Below are 20998 nucleotides of genomic sequence, written 5' to 3'. Positions count from 1 at the left end.
ATAATAATCTTAGAAGGCCGTGCCGGAACGAATGCGGCATCCGCAAATTAATCAGGGCAGGCTTTTGTGCCGCTTTTTCCGCACACGGGCTAATATAAAATGGCGTAATCTGGCTCCTTCTATTGTTAATCCGGCTTCATTTTGTGTAGTGAATATGATCCGGGATTGAAAGCCTCGTTGTATTTTCCGTATTCCAAAAAAAGATGAATCGGGGTGCCTGCAATGTATTTAACCATTCAGGAAACAGCGGAATATCTGTCTTTGCCGGAACCGGTGATTGAGAAACTGATCCTGCAAAGACGCATACGCGCCGTGCATGATGGAGAGCAGTATTTGATTAACCGGAATCAGTTTGATATTTATTTGCAACAGCTCGAAAAATACAGGCAGCTTGTGGAAGAATGGCTGAATGAACCGCTTCCGGAAGATCCGGACATCAAAGACGAGGACTAAACGGATATTGGAGGATTTGGAATGTTTGACAAGGTAAAAGGAAAGCTGATTGTGTCATGCCAGGCGCTGGAGGATGAACCTTTGCATAGCCCGTTCATCATGTCGAAAATGGCGCTCGCAGCAAAAGAAGGCGGAGCGGCCGGCATCCGGGCAAACAGCGCTGACGATATCCGGGCCATCAAAGCAGAAACAGGGCTGCCTGTCATTGGCATTGTCAAAAGGGATTACGAAGGTTCAGAAGTGTATATTACCCCAACAAAAAAAGAAATTGACGAGCTGTTTGCCGTAAAACCGGATATGATCGCGCTTGACGCAACCGGCCGGAAACGCCCGGGCGGCGAAACGCTTTCCGGTTTAATCGGATATATCCATGAAGCCGGCCTACCGGTGATGGCCGACATTTCGACGTATGAAGAAGGATTACAGGCAGCAAGGCTCGGTGCGGATTGTGTCTCCATAACGCTTTCCGGCTACACCTCCTATTCTCCGAAACAGGAAGGGCCCGATTTTGCATTGCTCAAGAAGCTTGTGGAAGCCTTGGCGATTCCCGTTTTTGCAGAAGGGCATATCAATACGCCGGCTGAAGCGAAAAAAGCGCTCGAATTCGGGGCGTTTGCAGTTGTGGTGGGTTCAGCCATTACAAGGCCGCAGCTGATTACAAGAAAATTCGCAGAGGCGATGAGGGCATAGAGCTTGATGAAAATGCCGGGTAAAGCCAGAAACGGCTTCTGGTTGCAAACCGATACAGGAAGGAATGGCTTCCATACGAAAGGTGACGTGAAAATGGAAGATTCATCTATCTCAAAGCGGAAAGCGGAACATATCCGTGTTGTGCTTGAGGAGAATGTTGCCGGGAAAGATATAACAACCGGCTTTGAAAAATATCGTTTTGAACATCAGGCGCTGCCTGAACTGGATTTTGAAGAAATCTCGACGGAAACGGCTTTTCTTGGCAAACCGTTGAAAGCCCCATTTTTGATCAGTTCCATGACCGGCGGCACTGCCCAGGCCCGCACCATTAACCGGAACCTGGCGCAGGCGGCAGAGAAAAGAGGCTGGGCCTTTGCGTTAGGGTCGACACGGGCTGCATTGGAAAGCCCGGAACAGGCGTATACTTTTCAGGTGCGGGATGTTGCGCCGCATATTCCGGTTTTGGCCAATCTTGGCGCCGTCCAGCTGAATTACGGCTACGGGATTGACGAGTGCCGCCGGATTGTGGAACTGACCGAGGCGGATGCCTTGATCCTGCATTTTAACTCCTTGCAGGAAGTCTTCCAAAAGGGCGGCAATACGAATTTTAAAGATCTGCTTGTGAAAATTGAAGACATTTGCAGCCGCCTGGAAGTCCCGGTCGGCGCCAAAGAAGTCGGCTGGGGCATCAACGGCCGCCTCGCTGAAAAACTTTATTCCGTTGGCGTTTCTTTTGTTGATGTTGCCGGCTCAGGCGGGACATCGTGGAGTCAGGTGGAAAAATATTTAACGTCCGATCCGTTGAAAAAAGCGGCAGCAGAGGCATTTTCGGGCTGGGGAAACCCGACGGCAGAGTGCCTTACCCAGGCCCGCAACCTTGGCCTAAAAGGCACTTTGGTCGCAAGCGGCGGCTTGAAAAACGGGGTGGATGCCGCCAAAGCCATCGCCCTCGGAGCCGACTTGGCGGGATTCGGAAGAAAACTGTTGCATGATGCCGTCCATTCAGTGGATGCACTGCTTTCTACTTATGAACAAACAGAGCTTGAGCTGAAGATTGCAATGTTCGGAATCGGGGCAAAAGACTTGTCCGCTTTGAAACAAACACCGCTTTTGAAAAAAATGTAAATAATGGCCTGGTTTGGACGCGTGCCGGTTTGGATTGATAAGCTTGACGAAACAAATAGATGGGCTAGAAAAATCTATCAAGACAACCCCGCTGCTTAGAAATTTGAAGCCGGCTGGCCCGGAAGTTTCGGGCGGAAAAATATTTGTTTAGAAATTTTAACCGTTTTCGCCAAATGTAAACGCCGGTTATTTAAGCCGGGGCCGCGGTGAAATAATCATAAAAATATTTGTTTGGAAATTGTAATCGATTTTGACAAATGTATGCGCCGGCTGGAGACGAGAATTCACCCGGGTAAAATGGCCATCAAAATAATTTGATTAGAAATTTTACCTGTCTTTTCCAGTTGAAAGCGCCAGATGTTTTAGACCTGTGGAGACATGAGTATAAAAAACACGGTCCGGAAATTTTACCGCGGTGAAATGATCATAAAATTATTTGTTTGGAAACTCGAACCAGCTTTGTAGATGTAAACGCGGGATATTTTAAGCCGGCGGGAGACGAGAATTTCACCTGGTTTTGGAAATTTTAACCGCCTTTGGCAGATGTAAACGTTGTATGTTTTAGACCGGTGGAGACACGAGTATAAAAGTCCCGGTCAGGAATGTGAACCGGCTGCATAAAAAACCCCGGCTCCCGTTTTTGGGAGGCCGGGATTTTTTATTTTTTCGCGCCTGCAAAATTTGACAGTTGGTTCATCAGTTTGCTGCGTGATCTTTTATTCCGCAACAAGTAGGCAGCACCTAAAGCGACTGCTGTCATGGCCATCGATTTTTTCATGATCCACCACATCCCTTCTTTTTTCGTATGTTTGTACTTTTCCCCTTGCATGCGGAATTAAACAGTTTAAAGCCAAAATGAAAAAGCAAACCCGCAAAAGGTTTGCTTTAATATGAACCGGTTAATGGGCAGGACGTGGTTTATGGGCCCGGTTTTGGAAATAATTTTTTATTGCCGGGATGGCGATACGGTCAAGTCCCCAGTAGTAAGATGCACTGCCTGTAAACAGCAGAATGATGGCGACGGTGTAAAGGACCGGGTTGGTGCTCGTTGTGCCGGCAAGCATAAAGTTCAGGTTCATAAACGCGCCTGCAATTAAAGCCGGGATGGTTGCCAGCCCGATGATCAGGCCGAGGCCAACTAGTACTTCCCCATAAGGGATCAGCACATTAAAAACATGGACATTCGGTATGGCAAAATGGGTGAGGAACGCTGCGTACCAGCCTTGAACTTCGGCATTTTCGCCAGCCGTTTTTGCCAGTGCCCCCTTTAAAAATCCAGCAGCATCAAACCCTCCCGTCAATTTATGCAAACCTGCTTCAAGCCATTGAATGCCGAGCCAAATACGGATGATTGCCCAGATAATGCTGACTTTGGAATCATGATACCATTTCATTTTTAACATCTCCCTTAGGATAAATGATGATAACATGTGAAATTCTTCACATATCTTACATTTTTAGAATACAGCGTTTGCAACGGAATTACAATGGATTCCGGACAGTTGTCAAGAATTTGTGATATATTTCACATTTGTGAACAAAACATTAAAAAAGCGGCAAGCCAAGCTTACCGCTTTGATTCGTTTCCTTCCCTTTCCATTCGCAAACCGCTTACCCAAGGTCCGTTGCCGTTTTGATCATGCTCCGGTTCCTTATTTTACCGGATTTCCAAAACTTCCTTCGAAAACCGATTCTTTCACAGGCCTGCGTGCAGAAGGCGTCTCTCTTTCCTGCAGGGAAGGAGGCAGCGCCTCTTTTTCACCCCGGTATCCGATGGCAATAAGGGCATCAATTGCATAATCAGCCGGGATGTTCAATACTTCACGTGCTTTTTCAAAATCAAAGCCTGTCATCGGATGCGTAGCGAGCCCTTTTCTGACGGCTTCAAGGGAGAGGTATCCCCACGCGGCCCCTGCATCAAAAGCATGCGAACGGATCGGGCCGGTTTCATTTTCTGTTTTCGAGAGAATAAGCGCAAAAACGGGGACGTTCTTGCACCACATCCGGTTGTATTCCCCGAGAAACGACAGAACTTTTTCCCTGTCTTCCTTTGTACGTGCAAGAATAAAGCGCCAAGGCTGATGGTTATAAGCGGACGGCGCCCAGCGTGCTGCTTCAAACAGGCTCAAAAGCACCTCTTCCGGTACTTCTTTTTCCAAAAAAGAACGCGGTGACCATCTTTCCAAATAGACTGGATCGATATCATATTGCGCTTCCCGCGGCGATAATGTTTTTACCATGGGGACTCCTCCTTATTGATGTCGTATCTTTTTTATATTAAAATAGTTCAACCCGATCTACAAACGATTCAACTCGGACGAAAAATGTATTTGTGCACCTATATATTGTATAATAGACCTAGGAGAAAATACGAACAGGATGATCTGAATTGGTTGATTATTTGCTTTTCGAAGAAGATGTCGAGATGATGTATTCCCCTGCTATTTTCCATCGGGGAATGAGTTATTATATGCAGGGCCGGGTCAAAAAATTGATTTTTGATAAAGACTCCACCTGGACGGCAATCGTAAAAGGGTCCAAAACCTATTACGTCACTATTTACTATGACGAGGAATTCGGGGAATTTTCAAACGTATGTACATGCCCGGCACATGAACAATACGGCGAGTGCAAGCATGAAGTAGCGGCCATGCTTGCGATTGCAAATGGGGAGGAAGAGGTGGCAGAACCGAATATTGGCGATGTTTCGGAGACGCACCAGCATATGAAAACTTTACAATTGATGAATATTTTTTCCGGCCTTCAACAAAGCATGATGGAAACAAAACACAATGCCGCGAGAAAGCCACTCCGTCTTGAATATTTTTTAAAAGCTACGAACGTTTCCGGCTTTGGCTCTGACCACTTTTTAACCATTGAAATTAAAATCGGGCCCGGCCGGACATATGTGGTCCGCGACATAAAAGATTTCCTCGGCAATGTCAGCCGCGGGAACCCGCATGCATTTACAAAAAACTTCATTTATGATCCGGATGAACATGCGTTCGAAGAAGAAGATAAGGAAATTGTGGAGATGCTGCTTTATATGCTGTCCACCCAGCAATTGTACGAGGCTTCCATGGATCGTTGGTACAGATTTGCATTGGAGCGGGAACTGGTCATTCCGCCGTTTATCGCAAGGCCACTTATAAAGAAACTGGCAAACCGCAAATGCAAATTCAAATATGAACGTTACGCGGCAGATTCGATTGTCTTGCATCAGGAAGAAGAACTACCGCTTTCTTTCCGGCTTGACGGCAACAGCCAGGGTGGCCCGGGCTTTTTACTGCAGCTGAAGAGCTTAAGGGACCTGCTTTTATTTGAACAATACGGGCTTGCATTTTACAAAGGGGGTTTTTATGAGCTGTCCACGGACCAGCTTGCTCTTTTAACGGCACTTGAAGATTTTTACAAGAAAAGTGGCGATGAAGTAGAGATCCAGCAAGAGCAGATGAGCCCGTTCCTTTCCAATGTGTTGCCAGGCCTGAAGCGGATCGGAAAAGTAAAGCTGACAAAAGACATTAAAGGGAAAATCGTCCAGCCAAAACTACAAACGAAAATTTTTATGGACAACGAAGACGAAAAGATTACGCTGCGGATTGAACATCATTACGGCTCCCGTGTCATTGATCCGTTTATGGACGAAGAAACGCCGGATGATGATAAGATTTTGCTGCGTGATGTGGAAAAAGAGCAGAAAATCATGACGATGATCGAACAGTCGCCGCTCAAATACAACGGCAAACAGCTGTATTTGGAAAACGATGAAGAAGCGTTGTACGAATTTATTTTTACTATTCTTCCGCAGCTTGAAGAGGAAGCGGAAGTGTATATTGCAGGCGCCATCAAATCGTATTTCCAGACGAGCCACTACACGCCGCTTACATCGGTGGATATGGATACGAGCGGAAATTTTCTGGAAGTCAATTTCGACATGGACGGCATTGATGAAGAAGAGATCCGCAATGTGCTCCGGTCCGTGATCGAGAAAAAACGGTATTACCGGCTGCCGGACGGGGCTTTTGTCTCCCTCGAAAGCGATGAATTCGAACATATCGGGCAGCTCCTTGGCGAACTGCATGTCTCGAAGAAAGAGCTTGAAGACACCCGCCTGAAAGTTCCGGTTTACCGCGGGCTCCAGGTGGAAGAGCTGATGAAGACGCGTGATAAATATGCTGTTAAATTCGGCAAAGCGTTCCGGAAGCTCGTCCAGCAGCTGAAAAATCCGGAAGATACGGATTTCGAACTGCCAAAAGGGCTTGAGGCAAAGATGCGTGATTATCAGGTGACCGGGTTTCAATGGTTCAAGTCGCTCGCCTTTTACCGTCTTGGCGGGATTCTGGCTGATGACATGGGGCTCGGGAAAACATTGCAGAGCATCTCTTACATGTTATCAGAAAAAGAAGCGAATCCGGATATCAAGCCGTTTTTGGTTGTGGCGCCGGCATCCCTTATTTACAATTGGAAAAGCGAGATTGAAAAATTTGCACCGGGGCTCTCGTCGATGGTTATTGCCGGCACGCCTTCCGAGCGGAAAGCCTTTTTTGAAGCGGGCGAGCTGCCGGATGTGTTGATCACCTCGTACCCGACGCTGCGCCAGGATATCGAGGAGTACGAAAAGATTGAATTCGATACTTTGATTTTGGATGAGGCCCAGGCGATTAAAAACTATGCGACAAAAACAGCCGCCGCCGTCCGGAATGTGCAGGCGGGGAGAAGATTTGCGTTAAGCGGCACGCCGATTGAAAATTCCATTGATGAACTATGGTCGATTTTTCAGGCGGTTCTCCCGGGCTTTTTCCCGCCGCTGCCTGAATTCCGGAAAATGGAGCAGGAAAAAATTTCGCGGATGGTGCGGCCGTTCATTTTGCGACGCGTCAAAAAAGATGTATTGAAGGAGCTGCCGGATAAAATTGAAACCAATCATTTGTCCGAGCTGACGAAACCGCAAAAAGAGCTTTATCTGGCGTATTTGGACAGAATCCGGCATGAAACAGCCCAAACGCTGGCTGAAGGGGATTTTAACCGGAACCGGATTAAGATTCTGGCGGGGCTTACCCGTCTGCGCCAATTGTGCTGCCATCCGTCGCTGTTTGTGGAAAATTACCAGGGCGACTCCGGGAAACTTGAGCAGCTCGTTGAATTGGCGCATACGGCGATTGAAAACGGGAAGCGGCTGCTGATTTTTTCACAGTTTTCCAGCATGCTCCAGATGATCCGGACGCGGCTTTCTGACGAGGGCATCGATTCTTTTTATCTTGATGGCCAGACGCCGTCACGGGAGCGGGTCGAAATGGCAGACCGGTTTAACAGCGGCGAGAAAAATGTCTTTTTGATTTCGCTCAAGGCCGGTGGTACCGGCTTGAACCTGACCGGCGCCGATACTGTTGTGCTGTATGATTTGTGGTGGAACCCGGCTGTTGAAGAACAGGCAGCCGGCCGCGCCCACCGCATCGGCCAGAAAAACGTTGTCCAGGTCATCCGCCTGATCGCCCGCGGCACCATCGAGGAAAAAATATACGAACTCCAGCAGAAAAAGAAAGAACTGATCGAACAAGTCATCCAGCCGGGCGAAACCATGCTGAACAGCCTGAATGAAGAGGAAATTAAAGAACTGCTAGGCATGTAAAGGAAATGCTGTGGCATTTGCATTTACGGCCTGGTGGGGACCGGTATGTAAGGAGACTTTGAACCCTCAAAGATCGGCATTTCTGAAAATCCAAGCAGCTAGCCGAGAATTAAAACTTCGGGACTTTCAGCAAGGATAGCAAGGATGCTTCAGGCCTCCCGATTGCGAGACTTTTCCTTCCCCGTGGGATGGCCGGGTGTATAAAAGAGAATTACCTGGTTGGAACTTTCCCAGCCTGGTGGCGACCGATATGTAAGAAAAACCCCCGCAGTTATTTGGCTGCGGGGGGTTTTGGGATGAGGGAGAACCATTCTTGGAATGAAATGCAATTTTTTTAGGCTACCTGTTGTTGCGAGCGGCTTCCATACACAAAGTGTTAAAGTTCAACAATATTGTTAGTTAATAAAAAAAATACTGTTTAAATACATAAAAGGTTATGGTTCAAGACGATAACATTATTCTACTGGATAGCGGCATGAAAGTAAATGTCAATTATTCACATACATTTATCAAGTATATTTTTATTAAATAACCCCTTTACAATTTTTTTGAAGTGGTTTAAAATACCATTATAGTTAATCGAAAATTGGAAAGGTGGTGAGAAAATGAATTATACTGAATACATTGTTACTACGCTACTAAAAAGGAATATTCGTGCTGTTGAATTGCAAGAAACACTTGGGAAATTTATCAATCAAAGCATGCTTTTAGAAGAAGGATTAAAGAAATTTCATGAAGAGAGAAGGCCGAAACTATATGTCTTTTCAGGCCTTTATCCTGTTGAAACGCAGTCAAAATTATATAAAGCGGGAAAGGTCTATGTTTTCCGTATCCGCTCATTGGATGAAAAAATGATTACTTCGCTGATTTCTTGCATGAAGGAAGTTAGCAGCGAAACGTTCCAAGTGCTTGCGACAGAAAAGAAACGAGTGGCATATAAGCCGATAACAGAATTGGTTACGATTACACCATTTATTGCCACGATTGACAACAAACCATGGATGCCAAATCAACACAGTATTGGATTATTAATGGAAAGAATGCATATGAATGCAGAAAAAAAATATAAAACGTTTTACAAAGAAGAGCTCAATTGCTCCCAGTTTGTACAAAGGGTGGAAATTACAAACCGTAAACCGATTGCGATGACTTATAAAAACATCCGATTGCTTGGACATAAAGCAAGGATTTTTGTTAATTCGGATGAGGCATCTCAAAAACTGGCTTTTACTGTTTTGGGGGCAGGTTTGCTAGAGAAAGGAAGTTCTCTCGGTACTTCGTTTTGCTTTGCGAATTTTTTAAAATTAAACTGAGGACAACGACGAGACAAGGCGTGCTTTTTGCCATGAATTATCCGATTGACTTCAGAAACTGATGGGTTAGCCTGCTTTGCTTCCATAGCTGAAGCAATAATCATAGCAATCTAACATTTTCAATCGTGAGAAGGTTATGGAAAGGGGGAGAATAATGCTAAAAGATCTTGTACCCAAATTTTTTGAGGAGTTAAATGAGCACCCAGGCCTAATTTTGGACAACTATGATCTAAAAGAAGGAGCCTATTTTCGCCTTTTTTTAGATCGGACGCTGGAAGAAAATCTTGCAAATCTTGAATATGTTATCATTCGAAAGAAAGAAGAAGTTGGAGCCGCAAAAAAAGATATTGTAAAGTGGTTTAAGATTAGGGATTATTACAGCTCTCTGCTGTATGATAGCACCAATAAAGCTGTGGATAACCAAAAAAAGTTTCATAATACCAATGGCTTAACCTTGTTTGTAAAGTCAAATATTATTATGGACAAGGAAGCAAAATTTCCGGTTTCGGAAATATACCCGCATTTGGAAAAGTTTTATACAGATTATTTACCTAAAGCAGGGGAAAAACTATTTGATTTGTATCCGCTGCAATCAAAAAGTAAAAATAAGAAATCTGTTGAATTAGCGGAGAGACAGGGTTTTTTTAAAAAGGAATACGGTAAATTAGTTGAATATCTGCACTCCGAAACTCGTAAACAACTTTACCAGAAAGTCCAAGACTTTTGGAGACAATATTTCGATCAATTTTTATTAATCATTCAAGAGATTATCCGTGAAAATAAGATTGATAACTATATCAAAATTTTTTTTGATGCTGATGAGGATATTTATCGGAAAGAATACCAAATATATGTACTTCCAAGAATCTTTAATGTAAATGATTATAATCAGCTTAATCACGGGAAAATCTTGGGTTTGCCAGCGTATGACGTGAATATGAATGCAAAAAAACCTTTTTTAGAACTAAAATCGATGAAAGCAAAGGTGCCGACCCGTGTGACAGTCGAGGAGGCACTTGTGATTAAAGATCTTTCTAAATGGTTGGAGCAACAAGGGAAATTTAAAGAATATATACTGCCGGGCAGTAATCCTTTTGCAATTGACAGGGAGAGGTGGCTTCGGCGAGATCCTGGAAGCATTCATATGCGCTTGGATAAAAATGGAAGCATTGAATATTTTGAACAAGTGCCATTTAAAAACAGGGAAAAACTGTTAATTGAAATTGAAAACTTTTTGCAAATTGAAGAAAAAGATAACGCCCAAAAATATGTTAAATATTATGACCCAATTCAATCAACAGGACAATTGTACCACCAGATCAATGAGTTGTTTTTTAATAATTATTTAAAATACGGATTTTTTAATTCGGACATCCCGAAAGTAAAAGAAAATGAATTTCCGGGGGAAATGCAGACGATTTATGTCATGGCAAGGCAAGCATTGTATGACTTTATCTTTAAAGGAACAAATCAAACAATCAAGCCGTTTATAAAAAAGTTTTCACGGCAGCTTATAGAAATACAAATATGCAAAACGAGTAAAGGGCTTAATTTCAAAAAAACGGCCGAAGCCTTTTTGTTGCGGACAGCTTTAATGAAATTCATAGGATATGAGGAGGGGAGCATTTTGGCTGAAACTACAAAAGCATTATATGAAAAATTAAGTATAAAACTAAAAGATAAAGAAACATTTGTAGAATGCGAAAGTGATCCGGAATTTTATTTTCTTGCCGGGCAACTGGGGTATTATTTGCTTTTCCAATCCGAGGCGAAAGACAAAAACTTCGGGATGGCGGAACCGATCATGCAGATAAAATATGCCAATCAATTAAAACGACATTTAAGAGATTTATTTGAAACATACAGCCATGCAATTAAATTTAATTATATGACTGTTAAAAATGCAATGTCTATGGTGCTTGGCTATTTAACTTCTAGAGAAAGGATAGACGAGACGAACAAGGACTATTTGTTCGCGGGCTTAATTGGGAAAAATTTGCTACTGCAATCAAATAAAAAAGAGGGGGACAAACAAGATGGCGAAGCTAAATAAAAGAATTTATGGGATTGCCGGAATTGGCGCATATATGTCGAACTGGAATGCAGATTTTACAGGTCGGCCCAAGACAACCAGTACAGGAATTGTGTTTGGCAGTGACAAGGCACTGAAATATAGTATTAAACGGTACTGGGTGAATCAAGGTGACAAGGTGCTTTATTATAAATCTTATATTGTTCAGGATAAAGGTGGGGACAAAGCAAAACTGCAGCCAAAAGATTTGACAGAGCGGTATCAGGAAGTATTCCAAACTGAGTTGACTGACAAAACACCTTCTAAAGAAGTGCTGAAAAATCTTTTTTCCGCTGTTGATGTAATGAATTTCGGAGCTACTTTCGCCGTTAAAAAACAAAATATTGGTCTGACCGGTGCGGTTCAGATTGGACAGGGCCTAAATAAATACGAAGACACAAATGTGGAAATTCAGGATATTTTATCACCTTTCCGTAACGCGAATAAGTCTGATGCGGATGCCTCTTCTCTCGGTAAAAAAATTGTCAGTAATGAAGCCCATTACGTCTATCCGTTTAGCGTAAATTATAATCATTATGATGAGTATATTTCCCTTCTCGATGGATTTGAGGGCTATACTATCGAAGCATACGAAAAATTAAAGGAAGGACTTCTGCGCGGTGCGACAGCGTTAAACACAAACAGTAAAGCAGGCTGTGAAAACGAACTGGCCCTTTTTGTGACTTGCCGTGAGGGTAGTGAACTGTTTTTGCCGCAGTTGGACAGTTATGTGGAAGTTTGGAAGGAAGGCAGCCAAATCATTTATAATTTGGTGGCCTTAGAACAATTTCTCTCCCAATTTGGTGACGACATAGAATTGATTGAAGTATTTTATAATCCTGTAAGAATTGCTGTGAAAAAAGAAACAAATTTATTTGCAGAAAAAAACATCTATACCTTTGAGCAGTTGTAAAGGATGTGGGAATATTGAGAGCGCTCGCATTTGAATTGAGGGGGAGAACTGCCTTTTTTAAAAAACCCGACGTGAATGCCAATATTTATTTTACTTACAGCCACATTCACAAGATCGCTCTTCTAGGAATGCTTGGGGCGATTCTCGGGCTTAAAGGTTATGAAGCACAAAGCCGTGATATAAAAGCGAATGGCGATAATGAGGCAAACCGGTATCCTGAGTTTTATGAAAAACTGAAGGATTTAAAAGTAAGCATAGTACCACATGGAGACCGGGGTTATTTCTCTAAAAAAATCCAGGTTTTTAATAATAGTGTTGGATATGCCAGTTTTGAACAGGGGCAGAACCTTATTATAAAGGAACAATGGCTAGAAAATCCACATTGGACTGTTTATTTGCTGGATGACGGAACTGAGATTTGCATGGAACTTTTTAACCGCTTAAAATCCCATCAATCAGTATATCTACCTTATTTGGGAAAAAATGATCATCCGGCTTCTATTACTAAAGTACGTGAAGTTGAACTGGAAAACGCATGGGCACCGGGTTCATGTATCGATTCTTTATTTTGTTCTAAGGGGGTAGACCTTGGAAGAAGCAGAACGGAGCCTTATCTATATCAGGAGTTTTTGCCTATTAAAATGGATGATATATTAAATAGTTATGTTTTTGAACAAATGTTTTTTACAAATCAAGTTGTAAATAAGATACAAAATAGCAATGTAATTTATTGTGCCGAAGAAAAAAATTTATTTTTCTTTTAATCGAGGAGGGGAGCGGCATTGCGTCGTATTAGAGAATATATAGATGCTGCTCCTCCAATATTGGCCCATATTGGAGGAGCAAAACCTGAAACATTGGAAGAGCATTCCAAGCTGGTGATGGATTTTGTGCATTTGTTGGAAGAAGAAAACGGATTGAAGGAGGCTGTAGAGAGGTGTATTAATGCTTTGCGTTTTAAAGGTGAGTCTTTGCCAGAAACACTGCAATCTTTGGTCACGGAATGGTTTTATCAAGGAATTTATCTGCATGACCTTGGAAAAATTAATCCGGCATTTCAAAGTAAGAAAATGAAAAATGAGCAAGTTGATATTCAAAAAAAAGAAATGGATTCAAAACATTCGTTGCTTTCTTCGTTACTGTTTTTAGATATTTTTATTCAGAAATAGAAGAAAAGGTTCCAAGAAATTACCAAGCCTTTATGGCACATGTATTGTATTGCTTTACCTATTTGATATCAAGACACCATACTTATCTAGAAAATGTAAGCGATGATAAATATTTTGATGCACTGGAGGAACTTTGCAGCCGTGTCCAACGACATCCGTACTATATTCAATTTTATCGGGAGGCAAAAAAATTTGCCGAATTTGATCTTACTGGTGTAGAGGACTACCAAAGAGAACAGGACAGCCACGAACCTTTTTCATTCTATATCTTAATGAAATTGTTTTACTCTGCACTTGTAGCATGCGACTTTTATGCAACTTATACGTATAATGTCGGAGGCCAGAAACCCGGCTTTCGTTTTTTGACAGAGCATCACATTAAGGACTTAAGAAAAACATATGAAGATACGGAAGTATTAAAAGGTATTCGGCGCTTTCAACAAGATCCTTCCAGCTTTGATAATATCCCCATCAATTCGCTCAGGTCCCAAATTTTTTTGGAAGCTGAAACACAACTGCTTAATCGACTGGATAAAAATATTTTCTATCTTGAGAGCCCGACCGGCAGCGGGAAAACAAATATGTCAATTAACCTTGCTTTAAGGTTACTGGAAAGTGGTCAGTCGCTGAATAAAATAATTTATGTATTTCCGTTTAATACTTTAGTAGAGCAGACAAAGGCCAGTTTAGACCAGGTTTTTCCGGACGACTTTCAGACAAAAGTCCCCATAAAAGTGGTAAATTCAGTAACACCCATTATTACAAAAGAAGACAAGCGGAATCATGGAGAAAAACCAATAGATTTAAAAGAAGAAGTGCTTATGCGGCAGATGTTGCAGTATCCGATCACGGTCACTTCCCATGTTAATTTTTTTAATTATCTTTTCGGACAGGGGCGTGAATCCAATTTGCCATTTGTCCATCTTTGTAATAGTGTTGTCATTTTAGATGAAATTCAGTCTTACCGGAATGATCGGTGGATAGAAATTATTCATTTCCTGGAGTCTTTAAGTGAACTGTTAAATATGAAAATCATTATTATGTCAGCCACTTTGCCAAAGCTAGACCGGTTGCTCCTGCATGGAAAAGAAGTAGCAGCTGAACTTTTGCCAAATGCCAGAAAATATTATGAAAATCCCATTTTTAAGGACCGGGTTCACGTTCATTTCGAACTTTTAGAGAAAGGAACGATGGATTTAGATGAATTGGAAGAGTTCCTCGACCAACTGATTATTGAAAAAGGGCCGAAACGAATCCTTTTTGAATTTGTAACAAAACGGTCCGCCCGTGAATTTCATCGCCGGATTCTTGAAAAATATGAAAAGAAGCGGCCTGTCATACTGTTGACCGGGGACGACCATAGCTATTACAGAAAAAAAGTAATTGAAGCGATAAATAAAAAAGAAGAAGGAGTATTTCAATTACAGGATGTGATTTTAATTGCGACCCAGGTAGTAGAGGCCGGGGTGGATATTGATATGGATATCGGGTTTAAAAACATTTCAACATTGGATAGTGATGAGCAGCTGCTCGGAAGAATCAACAGATCCTGCCTGAGGGAGGATTGCCATGCCTACTTCTTTTTATTGGATGATGTCTCAAAAAAATTGAAAAACAGTAATGACTACCGTCTTGAAAAAGATTTGCGGGATCGTGAATATCAAAATGACTTGATCAATAAAGATTTTCATCGCTTTTATCAAAATGTCTTTCGCAGATTGATAGAAACAAGCCAGGAAAGGAATAATCATAACATCGAACATTTTCTCTATATGGTTCAAAGCCTAAATTTTGGCGGGGTAGCAGATCAAATGAAACTTATCGAACAACAGACCAATACATTATTTATTGCATATTTGCTGGAGCTTGATAATCAGGAGAAAGTAGACGGAAGAGAAATATGGAACCAATACAAAAGTGTTTTAAAAGACAGTCAACTGGACTATGCTGAACGCCAAGTAAAATTATCCGAACTGCGGCAAATCATGGATTACTTTACATTTAATATTTTTGGTGAACCTGTTATAAATGACGACCAACTTGGCAATCTTTATTTTGTTGAAAAAGGGGAATTGTATATGGAAATTGATCCTTTTACACACATGCAGCGGTTTAACCCGCAAAAATATCAAAAGACGAGTGAGGATATTTTCATATGAATATTACGGGAACAATGGTCAACTATTATTTCCATTGCAAACGTCAGTGCTGGTTATTTGCAAACAGGGTGAACATGGAGGACAACAGTGAGAACGTCCGTATCGGAAAAGTACTTCATGAACTTAAACTTCAGGAAAAAAGAAATACCGAAGTGCTGATCGAGAATATTAAAGTGGATAAGATTACAGATAAGTATCTCGTGGAAATGAAGAAATCCGATGCAGATGTGGAAGCAGTGAGATGGCAGGTTCTCTATTATCTTAAAGTATTAAAAGATAAGGGGATTGAGAAGCAAGGGAAGATTACTTTTGAAGAAAAAAATAAACAAAACCACAAAGTGATTTATGTTGAACTGAATGAAGAGATGGAGACACAACTAGAAAAAATTTTAAAGGATATGAATACGTATCTCGAGCAAGAATATCCAATAGCTCCCCTCAATGACAAAAAGTGCAAGAAATGTGCATATTTTGAGTACTGTTATGTGTAGACTTGTTCAATAAGTAGGGCTTGCTGAATAAGTAAAATGCCTGGATTTAGAAAGGTTGCTGTCAGCTTTGGCACCATTTAAATACTAGGATTTTACAACATATCCAGTGAAAAGCTTGCACTCGAAAGTCAATTCGTCGTATGGAGAAGATAAAATCAACAATTTTCGCAAAAAAATTCTGCTATATTTTGAGACAGAGTTTGCAGACAAACTCAAAATCGGATTCGTTCAGCAAGCCCTAAATAATTGTCCTAAATCTTGCGGAATTATAAGTGGGCATTTACAGCTATTTTTAGGAAGCGAAGGAAATCTTTCTTTCAAAATCTGTTTCCTTCAGTGTATAGAAGAGAGTCAATTATTCTGCTATTTGAAACGAATGACGGACAAGTTAAAATCTGATTTGTAAGCAAATCTGCTTTAAGGAGACGAGGGGGAAATGAGAAAATCTACAAAATATTTACTTAGCATGGGAGAGCTTAAAAAGAAAGATAACTCACTTGTTTTTAAAAATGAACGGGGCCATACCTATATTCCTATTGAAAGTGTAAGAGAAATCTATTGTTTAAATGAAATATCTTTGAATAGCAAACTATTTCATTTTTTATCTAACGCTGGTGTCATTGTTCATTTTTTTAATTATTATCAACAGTATGCCGGCACTTTTTATCCGAAAGAGCAGCTCGTAAGTGGGAAATTAACAGTAATGCAGGCAAAGTTATTTGAGACGAAAAGATTGGATGTTGCTAAGTCAATTGTAAACGGGATAGCGAAAAATATCCATTATGTTTTGTATCATTATTATAAGCATGGAAAAACGGATTTGAAGCCTTACCTTGATTGGCTTAAAAAAGAAGTACCAAAGCTACTAAAAAAAGAAATTTCAATCAAACAAATATTATTTATTGAAGGAGAAATTTGGCGGAATTTTTATGGTACTTTTCACCTGTTTTTACCTGAAAGTTTTGTAATGAATAAGCGTGTACGAAGGCCTCCGGATAATCCGATAAATGCCTTAATTTCTTTTGGAAATACTATTTTATATAGTAAAACATTGTCACAGATATACCGTACGCATTTAAACCAAACCATCAGTTATTTGCATGAACCTGGGGAGAGCAGATTTTCTTTGTCACTTGATTTATGTGAGGTGTTTAAGCCAATTATTGTTTTTAAAACAATTTTTGAAACTGTAAATAACCGGAAGTTACAGGTCGGGAAGCATTTTGACAAAGATTTGAACTATGCGTTATTAAATGAAGCCGGAAGAAAAGTGTTTATTGAAGCATTGGAAGAAAGGTTATCGAGTGTAATTCTTCATCCGCGCCTTAAAAGAAAAGTAACATTAGAGACAGCAATACGGTTGGATGCCTATAAATTAATTAAATATATTTTGGAGGATCAACCCTTTATCCCTTTTAATGCAAAGGAGATGGTATAGTGGGGGCAAAAAAGTCGCTTAATTTTAACTATGTATTTTTATTTTATGATATAAACGAAAGAAGAGTACAAAAGGTTTTTAAAATTTGTAAAAAATATTTATATCATCATCAAAAATCTGTTTTTCGCGGTGCTATTACACCATCACAGCTAATTTCTCTTAAAAAAGAGCTTAATAAAGTAATTCATAAAGATGAAGACTTCATTTCTATTGTTAAGTTTTTAAGTGAGTTCTACTTTGATGAAGAAACAATCGGCAAAAACCCGGGAGATGGAGAATCGATATTTTTATGACTCACTTTTTCCCAACCGAATAAATACGGCACAACTGGCGATCACTTGGTATAAAAGGCTTCTGAGGGAATTTGGATGGACATATCAAAAAAACGATAACGGTTGGGAAAAAACAAACAATCCACTTGTACCAAAGTCTCTAGCTGAGGTATACTTGCAGTAAGTGTTGAAAATACTGGGGTTGAACTTTAACATTGGATGTATTTAAATACAGTTAGAGGTGCAAACAATGTATTGAAAGAAATGTTGAACTTTAACATTGGATGTATTTAAATATGGACAACAAAAACATGCGGTACTTTTCGATAGCGTTGAACTTTAACATTGGATGTATTTAAATATTCTGTAGTTTTTATGTGTATATAAGTAAAGGTTAGTTGAACTTTAACATTGGATGTATTTAAATAGCTGTTAAATTATGATGCCCATATAGATTATATCGTTGAACTTTAACATTGGATGTATTTAAATGTTGGACGTAAAGCAGCAGGAAAAATCGTTAGTGCGTTGAACTTTAACATTGGATGTATTTAAATAGATTGTCGCCGTCACACCGGAGATTGTGCAGGACCGTTGAACTTTAACATTGGATGTATTTAAATTGATTACTGTTCAACGATGGCAACATGGTTATCTTTAGTTGAACTTTAACATTGGATGTATTTAAATACATCCGTAAGAGTCCGGGAGGTGCGATTTTAGGACGTTGAACTTTAACATTGGATGTATTTAAATTATTTACCAAAATAAAGTCCGGCATCGTTTACAATGTTGAACTTTAACATTGGATGTATTTAAATTATTTACTTTGCTTTTTTCGGAGTGTTTGCCCATGTGTTGAACTTTAACATTGGATGTATTTAAATTAATGTACGATAAATCCTTCATTAGTACCGATTAATGTTGAACTTTAACATTGGATGTATTTAAATAAGCCAAGCATATAGTTAGATAAACCTGAAATCAGCGTTGAACTTTAACATTGGATGTATTTAAATAAAGGTGGCATCTAATGAACGGTACAAGGACGAGTTGTTGAACTTTAACATTGGATGTATTTAAATAAAGATGAAAATGAAGAAACATCATCAAAAGATGAAAGTTGAACTTTAACATTGGATGTATTTAAATAGCGTTATACATTAATAAAAAATCAAAATTTGGAGAGTTGAACTTTAACATTGGATGTATTTAAATTTATATGCACTTATCTCATTAAGTTGATTGCTTGTCGTTGAACTTTAACATTGGATGTATTTAAATAGCTAAAACCGCAGACGGATCTAAGATTAAAGTCGGTTGAACTTTAACATTGGATGTATTTAAATTACACCGCGGCACCTCCGGCGGCAAGTATAAGCCCGGTTGAACTTTAACATTGGATGTATTTAAATTGATACAGATTTACACGGGCTTTGTGGGTAGTGGTGTTGAACTTTAACATTGGATGTATTTAAATTTGCACAATGGCGGATTATTGTCGCCCTTACGGCACGTTGAACTTTAACATTGGATGTATTTAAATAGAATACAAACAGATTATAAAACGGTCGGAACGTGGGTTGAACTTTAACATTGGATGTATTTAAATATGTGATAGGTTTGGAGATTGAACCATTTTTTAAAAGTTGAACTTTAACATTGGATGTATTTAAATATAGCGTAAAGTCTAATGTTTCTAGCGTTTGGAACGTTGAACTTTAACATTGGATGTATTTAAATCGTTAGAAGTTAAAATAAATAGTGATAAAAACGGTAGTTGAACTTTAACATTGGATGTATTTAAATTTATGTAATCCTTCCATTTTTGCTAAGTGCCCAATCATAGTTGAACTTTAACATTGGATGTATTTAAATACTTAACACCGGTAAAATAAAAAAGAGCAGGTCACGTGTTGAACTTTAACATTGGATGTATTTAAATCGGTGTCAAATTTCATGTTGGAAATTAGTTCAAAAGTTGAACTTTAACATTGGATGTATTTAAATAAAGACAACGAGACTCGTGACCATACCAACCCTTAGGTTGAACTTTAACATTGGATGTATTTAAATTGCAATAAGAATGATCCGCTGTTACCCGCCTGGGGTTGAACTTTAACATTGGATGTATTTAAATTTCGCCACATTGGAGAATGTCCTCAATCCATACCGTGTTGAACTTTAACATTGGATGTATTTAAATGTGATAAGATTCTTCAAACGGGTCAAACAACGCGAAGTTGAACTTTAACATTGGATGTATTTAAATGTTTTGAAATATTTCTTTCGAGGCATTCCATCGCCGTTGAACTTTAACATTGGATGTATTTAAATTGCAATCTCTGCATTTTCTGCATTTCCTGCATTTTGGTTGAACTTTAACATTGGATGTATTTAAATTAAATATAAACGCGTTTTTTCTGTGTCAGATTAAGAGTTGAACTTTAACATTGGATGTATTTAAATCCGAATCCCGTCCCTGGCGTAGTTACTTTAATTAGCGTTGAACTTTAACATTGGATGTATTTAAATAGGTAATGAAAGTTTTATCAGTGTAGAAAGTGGAATGTTGAACTTTAACATTGGATGTATTTAAATAGGTGGATTAGGGGGTTACCCTAACCCATACGGTGAACGTTGAACTTTAACATTGGATGTATTTAAATGGTATTCCGCAAGCGTCTCTGCGCCCCGCGTGGCGGTTGAACTTTAACATTGGATGTATTTAAATTAGTCTGGTTTAAACCAAAGTAGTTCAGCGATTCCTGTTGAACTTTAACATTGGATGTATTTAAATATATATATTTAACACTATCCATCAGTTTCCACTTCCAAGTTGAACTTTAACATTGGATGTATTTAAATTCTGCTGCGCCGGTCGTTTATCTAAACGGCAATCGTTGAACTTTAACATTGGATGTATTTAAATGAAGATGGAAACAGTAATATTAATGAAACAATTCATGTTGAACTTTAACCTTGGATGTATTTAAATCGCAGACTGGCAACGCTATATTGCAGATCCCAAAGTGGTTGAACTTTAACCTTGGATGTATTTAAGGCTTGCTGAATAAACAAAAATTCCAGATTTAGCAAGGATTTTGGCTACTTTTGTCGAATATAAAATGTAAGGATTTTATAGGAAACGTGTAAAAAACCTTGCACTTGGAGGCCGTTACGATGTACAAAAAGACCGAACATCAATTAACTTTTGTAGAAGATTTTTTTCTACCATTCGGTGGAAAATTAAATAAAGAAAATCGCTGGGTCCG

At 39.8% G+C, this 20998-nt stretch carries 15 protein-coding genes and 1 CRISPR repeat array; of the genes, 13 read left to right on the top strand and 2 right to left on the bottom strand.

The genetic code is table 11. The features are described 5' to 3' along the window. Positions 1–222 precede the first annotated feature (222 nt). The 3 genes from NFR98_RS12635 to fni all read left to right on the top strand — a co-directional run bounded on the left by NFR98_RS12635 (position 223) and on the right by fni (position 2268). Complete coding sequence (locus NFR98_RS12635) at positions 223–453, top strand: excisionase family DNA-binding protein (RefSeq protein ID WP_046720937.1); 231 nt, start codon at positions 223–225, stop codon at positions 451–453. A 21-nt stretch (positions 454–474) separates the two neighbouring features. Then, complete coding sequence (locus NFR98_RS12630) at positions 475–1143, top strand: N-acetylmannosamine-6-phosphate 2-epimerase (RefSeq protein WP_251460237.1); 669 nt, start codon at positions 475–477, stop codon at positions 1141–1143. A 93-nt stretch (positions 1144–1236) separates the two neighbouring features. After that, positions 1237–2268: a type 2 isopentenyl-diphosphate Delta-isomerase gene (gene fni, locus NFR98_RS12625; protein ID WP_026104850.1), complete on the top strand. Its 1032-nt coding sequence runs from the start codon at positions 1237–1239 to the stop codon at positions 2266–2268. Between the two features lie 899 nt (positions 2269–3167). On the opposite strand, the gene NFR98_RS12620 is transcribed toward fni, so the two are convergent. Together NFR98_RS12620 and NFR98_RS12615 are read right to left on the bottom strand one after the other, a co-directional pair. Continuing rightward, entirely contained in the window at positions 3168–3662 is a 495-nt protein-coding gene (locus NFR98_RS12620; protein ID WP_026684585.1) for a DoxX family protein, read from the bottom strand. 258 nt (positions 3663–3920) lie between these two features. After that, on the bottom strand, positions 3921–4508 hold the full coding sequence (locus NFR98_RS12615; RefSeq protein ID WP_061086396.1) for a nitroreductase family protein: 588 nt from the start codon (positions 4506–4508) through the stop codon (positions 3921–3923). Positions 4509–4657: 149 nt separating this feature from the next. Here NFR98_RS12615 and NFR98_RS12610 point away from each other — a divergent pair, with 149 nt between their 5' ends. From NFR98_RS12610 to cas2, 10 genes are all read left to right on the top strand, one after another. Next, the gene (locus tag NFR98_RS12610) at positions 4658–7897 is read left to right on the top strand and encodes a DEAD/DEAH box helicase (protein WP_251460235.1); all 3240 of its coding nucleotides are present in this window, start codon (positions 4658–4660) and stop codon (positions 7895–7897) included. A gap of 605 nt (positions 7898–8502) precedes the next feature. Then, the gene (locus NFR98_RS12605; protein ID WP_251460233.1) at positions 8503–9210 is read left to right on the top strand and encodes a CRISPR-associated protein Cas6; all 708 of its coding nucleotides are present in this window, start codon (positions 8503–8505) and stop codon (positions 9208–9210) included. Between the two features lie 154 nt (positions 9211–9364). Continuing rightward, the gene (locus NFR98_RS12600) at positions 9365–11263 is read left to right on the top strand and encodes a hypothetical protein (protein WP_251460231.1); all 1899 of its coding nucleotides are present in this window, start codon (positions 9365–9367) and stop codon (positions 11261–11263) included. Next, positions 11247–12194 carry a type I CRISPR-associated protein Cas7 gene (locus tag NFR98_RS12595; RefSeq protein ID WP_013860399.1) on the top strand — a complete coding sequence of 316 codons (948 nt, stop codon included), beginning with the start codon at positions 11247–11249 and terminating at the stop codon, positions 12192–12194. Before NFR98_RS12600 ends, NFR98_RS12595 begins: the two co-directional genes overlap by 17 nt. Before the next feature lie 14 nt (positions 12195–12208). Continuing rightward, the gene (cas5b, locus tag NFR98_RS12590; protein ID WP_013860398.1) at positions 12209–12958 is read left to right on the top strand and encodes a type I-B CRISPR-associated protein Cas5b; all 750 of its coding nucleotides are present in this window, start codon (positions 12209–12211) and stop codon (positions 12956–12958) included. A gap of 18 nt (positions 12959–12976) precedes the next feature. Further along, positions 12977–13363 carry a CRISPR-associated endonuclease Cas3'' gene (locus NFR98_RS12585; protein WP_251460229.1) on the top strand — a complete coding sequence of 129 codons (387 nt, stop codon included), beginning with the start codon at positions 12977–12979 and terminating at the stop codon, positions 13361–13363. A 32-nt stretch (positions 13364–13395) separates the two neighbouring features. Beyond that, positions 13396–15522 carry a CRISPR-associated helicase Cas3' gene (cas3, locus tag NFR98_RS12580; protein WP_251460227.1) on the top strand — a complete coding sequence of 709 codons (2127 nt, stop codon included), beginning with the start codon at positions 13396–13398 and terminating at the stop codon, positions 15520–15522. Beyond that, positions 15519–16013: a CRISPR-associated protein Cas4 gene (cas4, locus tag NFR98_RS12575; RefSeq protein ID WP_017554267.1), complete on the top strand. Its 495-nt coding sequence runs from the start codon at positions 15519–15521 to the stop codon at positions 16011–16013. The genes cas3 and cas4 overlap by 4 nt, the downstream gene beginning before the upstream one ends. Before the next feature lie 436 nt (positions 16014–16449). Beyond that, positions 16450–17451 carry a type I-B CRISPR-associated endonuclease Cas1b gene (gene cas1b / locus NFR98_RS12570; protein WP_013860395.1) on the top strand — a complete coding sequence of 334 codons (1002 nt, stop codon included), beginning with the start codon at positions 16450–16452 and terminating at the stop codon, positions 17449–17451. Beyond that, positions 17451–17744 carry a CRISPR-associated endonuclease Cas2 gene (gene cas2 / locus NFR98_RS12565; RefSeq protein ID WP_017554269.1) on the top strand — a complete coding sequence of 98 codons (294 nt, stop codon included), beginning with the start codon at positions 17451–17453 and terminating at the stop codon, positions 17742–17744. Before cas1b ends, cas2 begins: the two co-directional genes overlap by 1 nt. 180 nt (positions 17745–17924) lie before the next feature. Beyond that, a CRISPR array of direct repeats spans positions 17925–20788; the repeat unit is 30 nt; unit sequence GTTGAACTTTAACATTGGATGTATTTAAAT. Between the last annotated feature and the right edge of the window lie 210 nt (positions 20789–20998).

Source organism: Weizmannia agrestimuris, assembly GCF_943193165.1.
Lineage (GTDB): Bacteria > Bacillota > Bacilli > Bacillales > Bacillaceae_C > Weizmannia > Weizmannia faecalis.
The sequence above is the reverse complement of the archived record's forward strand: the minus strand, read 5'-3'. Positions and strand labels throughout refer to the sequence as shown.

Excerpts from the sequence above, each read along its gene's own strand:
- NFR98_RS12635 (WP_046720937.1), top strand. The coding sequence starts at position 223 with ATGTATTTAACCATTCAGGAAACAGCGGAATATCTGTCTTTGCCGGAA.
- NFR98_RS12630 (WP_251460237.1), top strand. The coding sequence starts at position 475 with ATGTTTGACAAGGTAAAAGGAAAGCTGATTGTGTCATGCCAGGCGCTG.
- fni (WP_026104850.1), top strand. The coding sequence starts at position 1,237 with ATGGAAGATTCATCTATCTCAAAGCGGAAAGCGGAACATATCCGTGTT.
- NFR98_RS12620 (WP_026684585.1), bottom strand. The coding sequence starts at position 3,662 with ATGAAATGGTATCATGATTCCAAAGTCAGCATTATCTGGGCAATCATC.
- NFR98_RS12615 (WP_061086396.1), bottom strand. The coding sequence starts at position 4,508 with ATGGTAAAAACATTATCGCCGCGGGAAGCGCAATATGATATCGATCCA.
- NFR98_RS12605 (WP_251460233.1), top strand. The coding sequence starts at position 8,503 with ATGAATTATACTGAATACATTGTTACTACGCTACTAAAAAGGAATATT.
- NFR98_RS12600 (WP_251460231.1), top strand. The coding sequence starts at position 9,365 with ATGCTAAAAGATCTTGTACCCAAATTTTTTGAGGAGTTAAATGAGCAC.
- NFR98_RS12595 (WP_013860399.1), top strand. The coding sequence starts at position 11,247 with ATGGCGAAGCTAAATAAAAGAATTTATGGGATTGCCGGAATTGGCGCA.
- cas3 (WP_251460227.1), top strand. The coding sequence starts at position 13,396 with ATGGCACATGTATTGTATTGCTTTACCTATTTGATATCAAGACACCAT.
- cas4 (WP_017554267.1), top strand. The coding sequence starts at position 15,519 with ATGAATATTACGGGAACAATGGTCAACTATTATTTCCATTGCAAACGT.
- cas1b (WP_013860395.1), top strand. The coding sequence starts at position 16,450 with ATGAGAAAATCTACAAAATATTTACTTAGCATGGGAGAGCTTAAAAAG.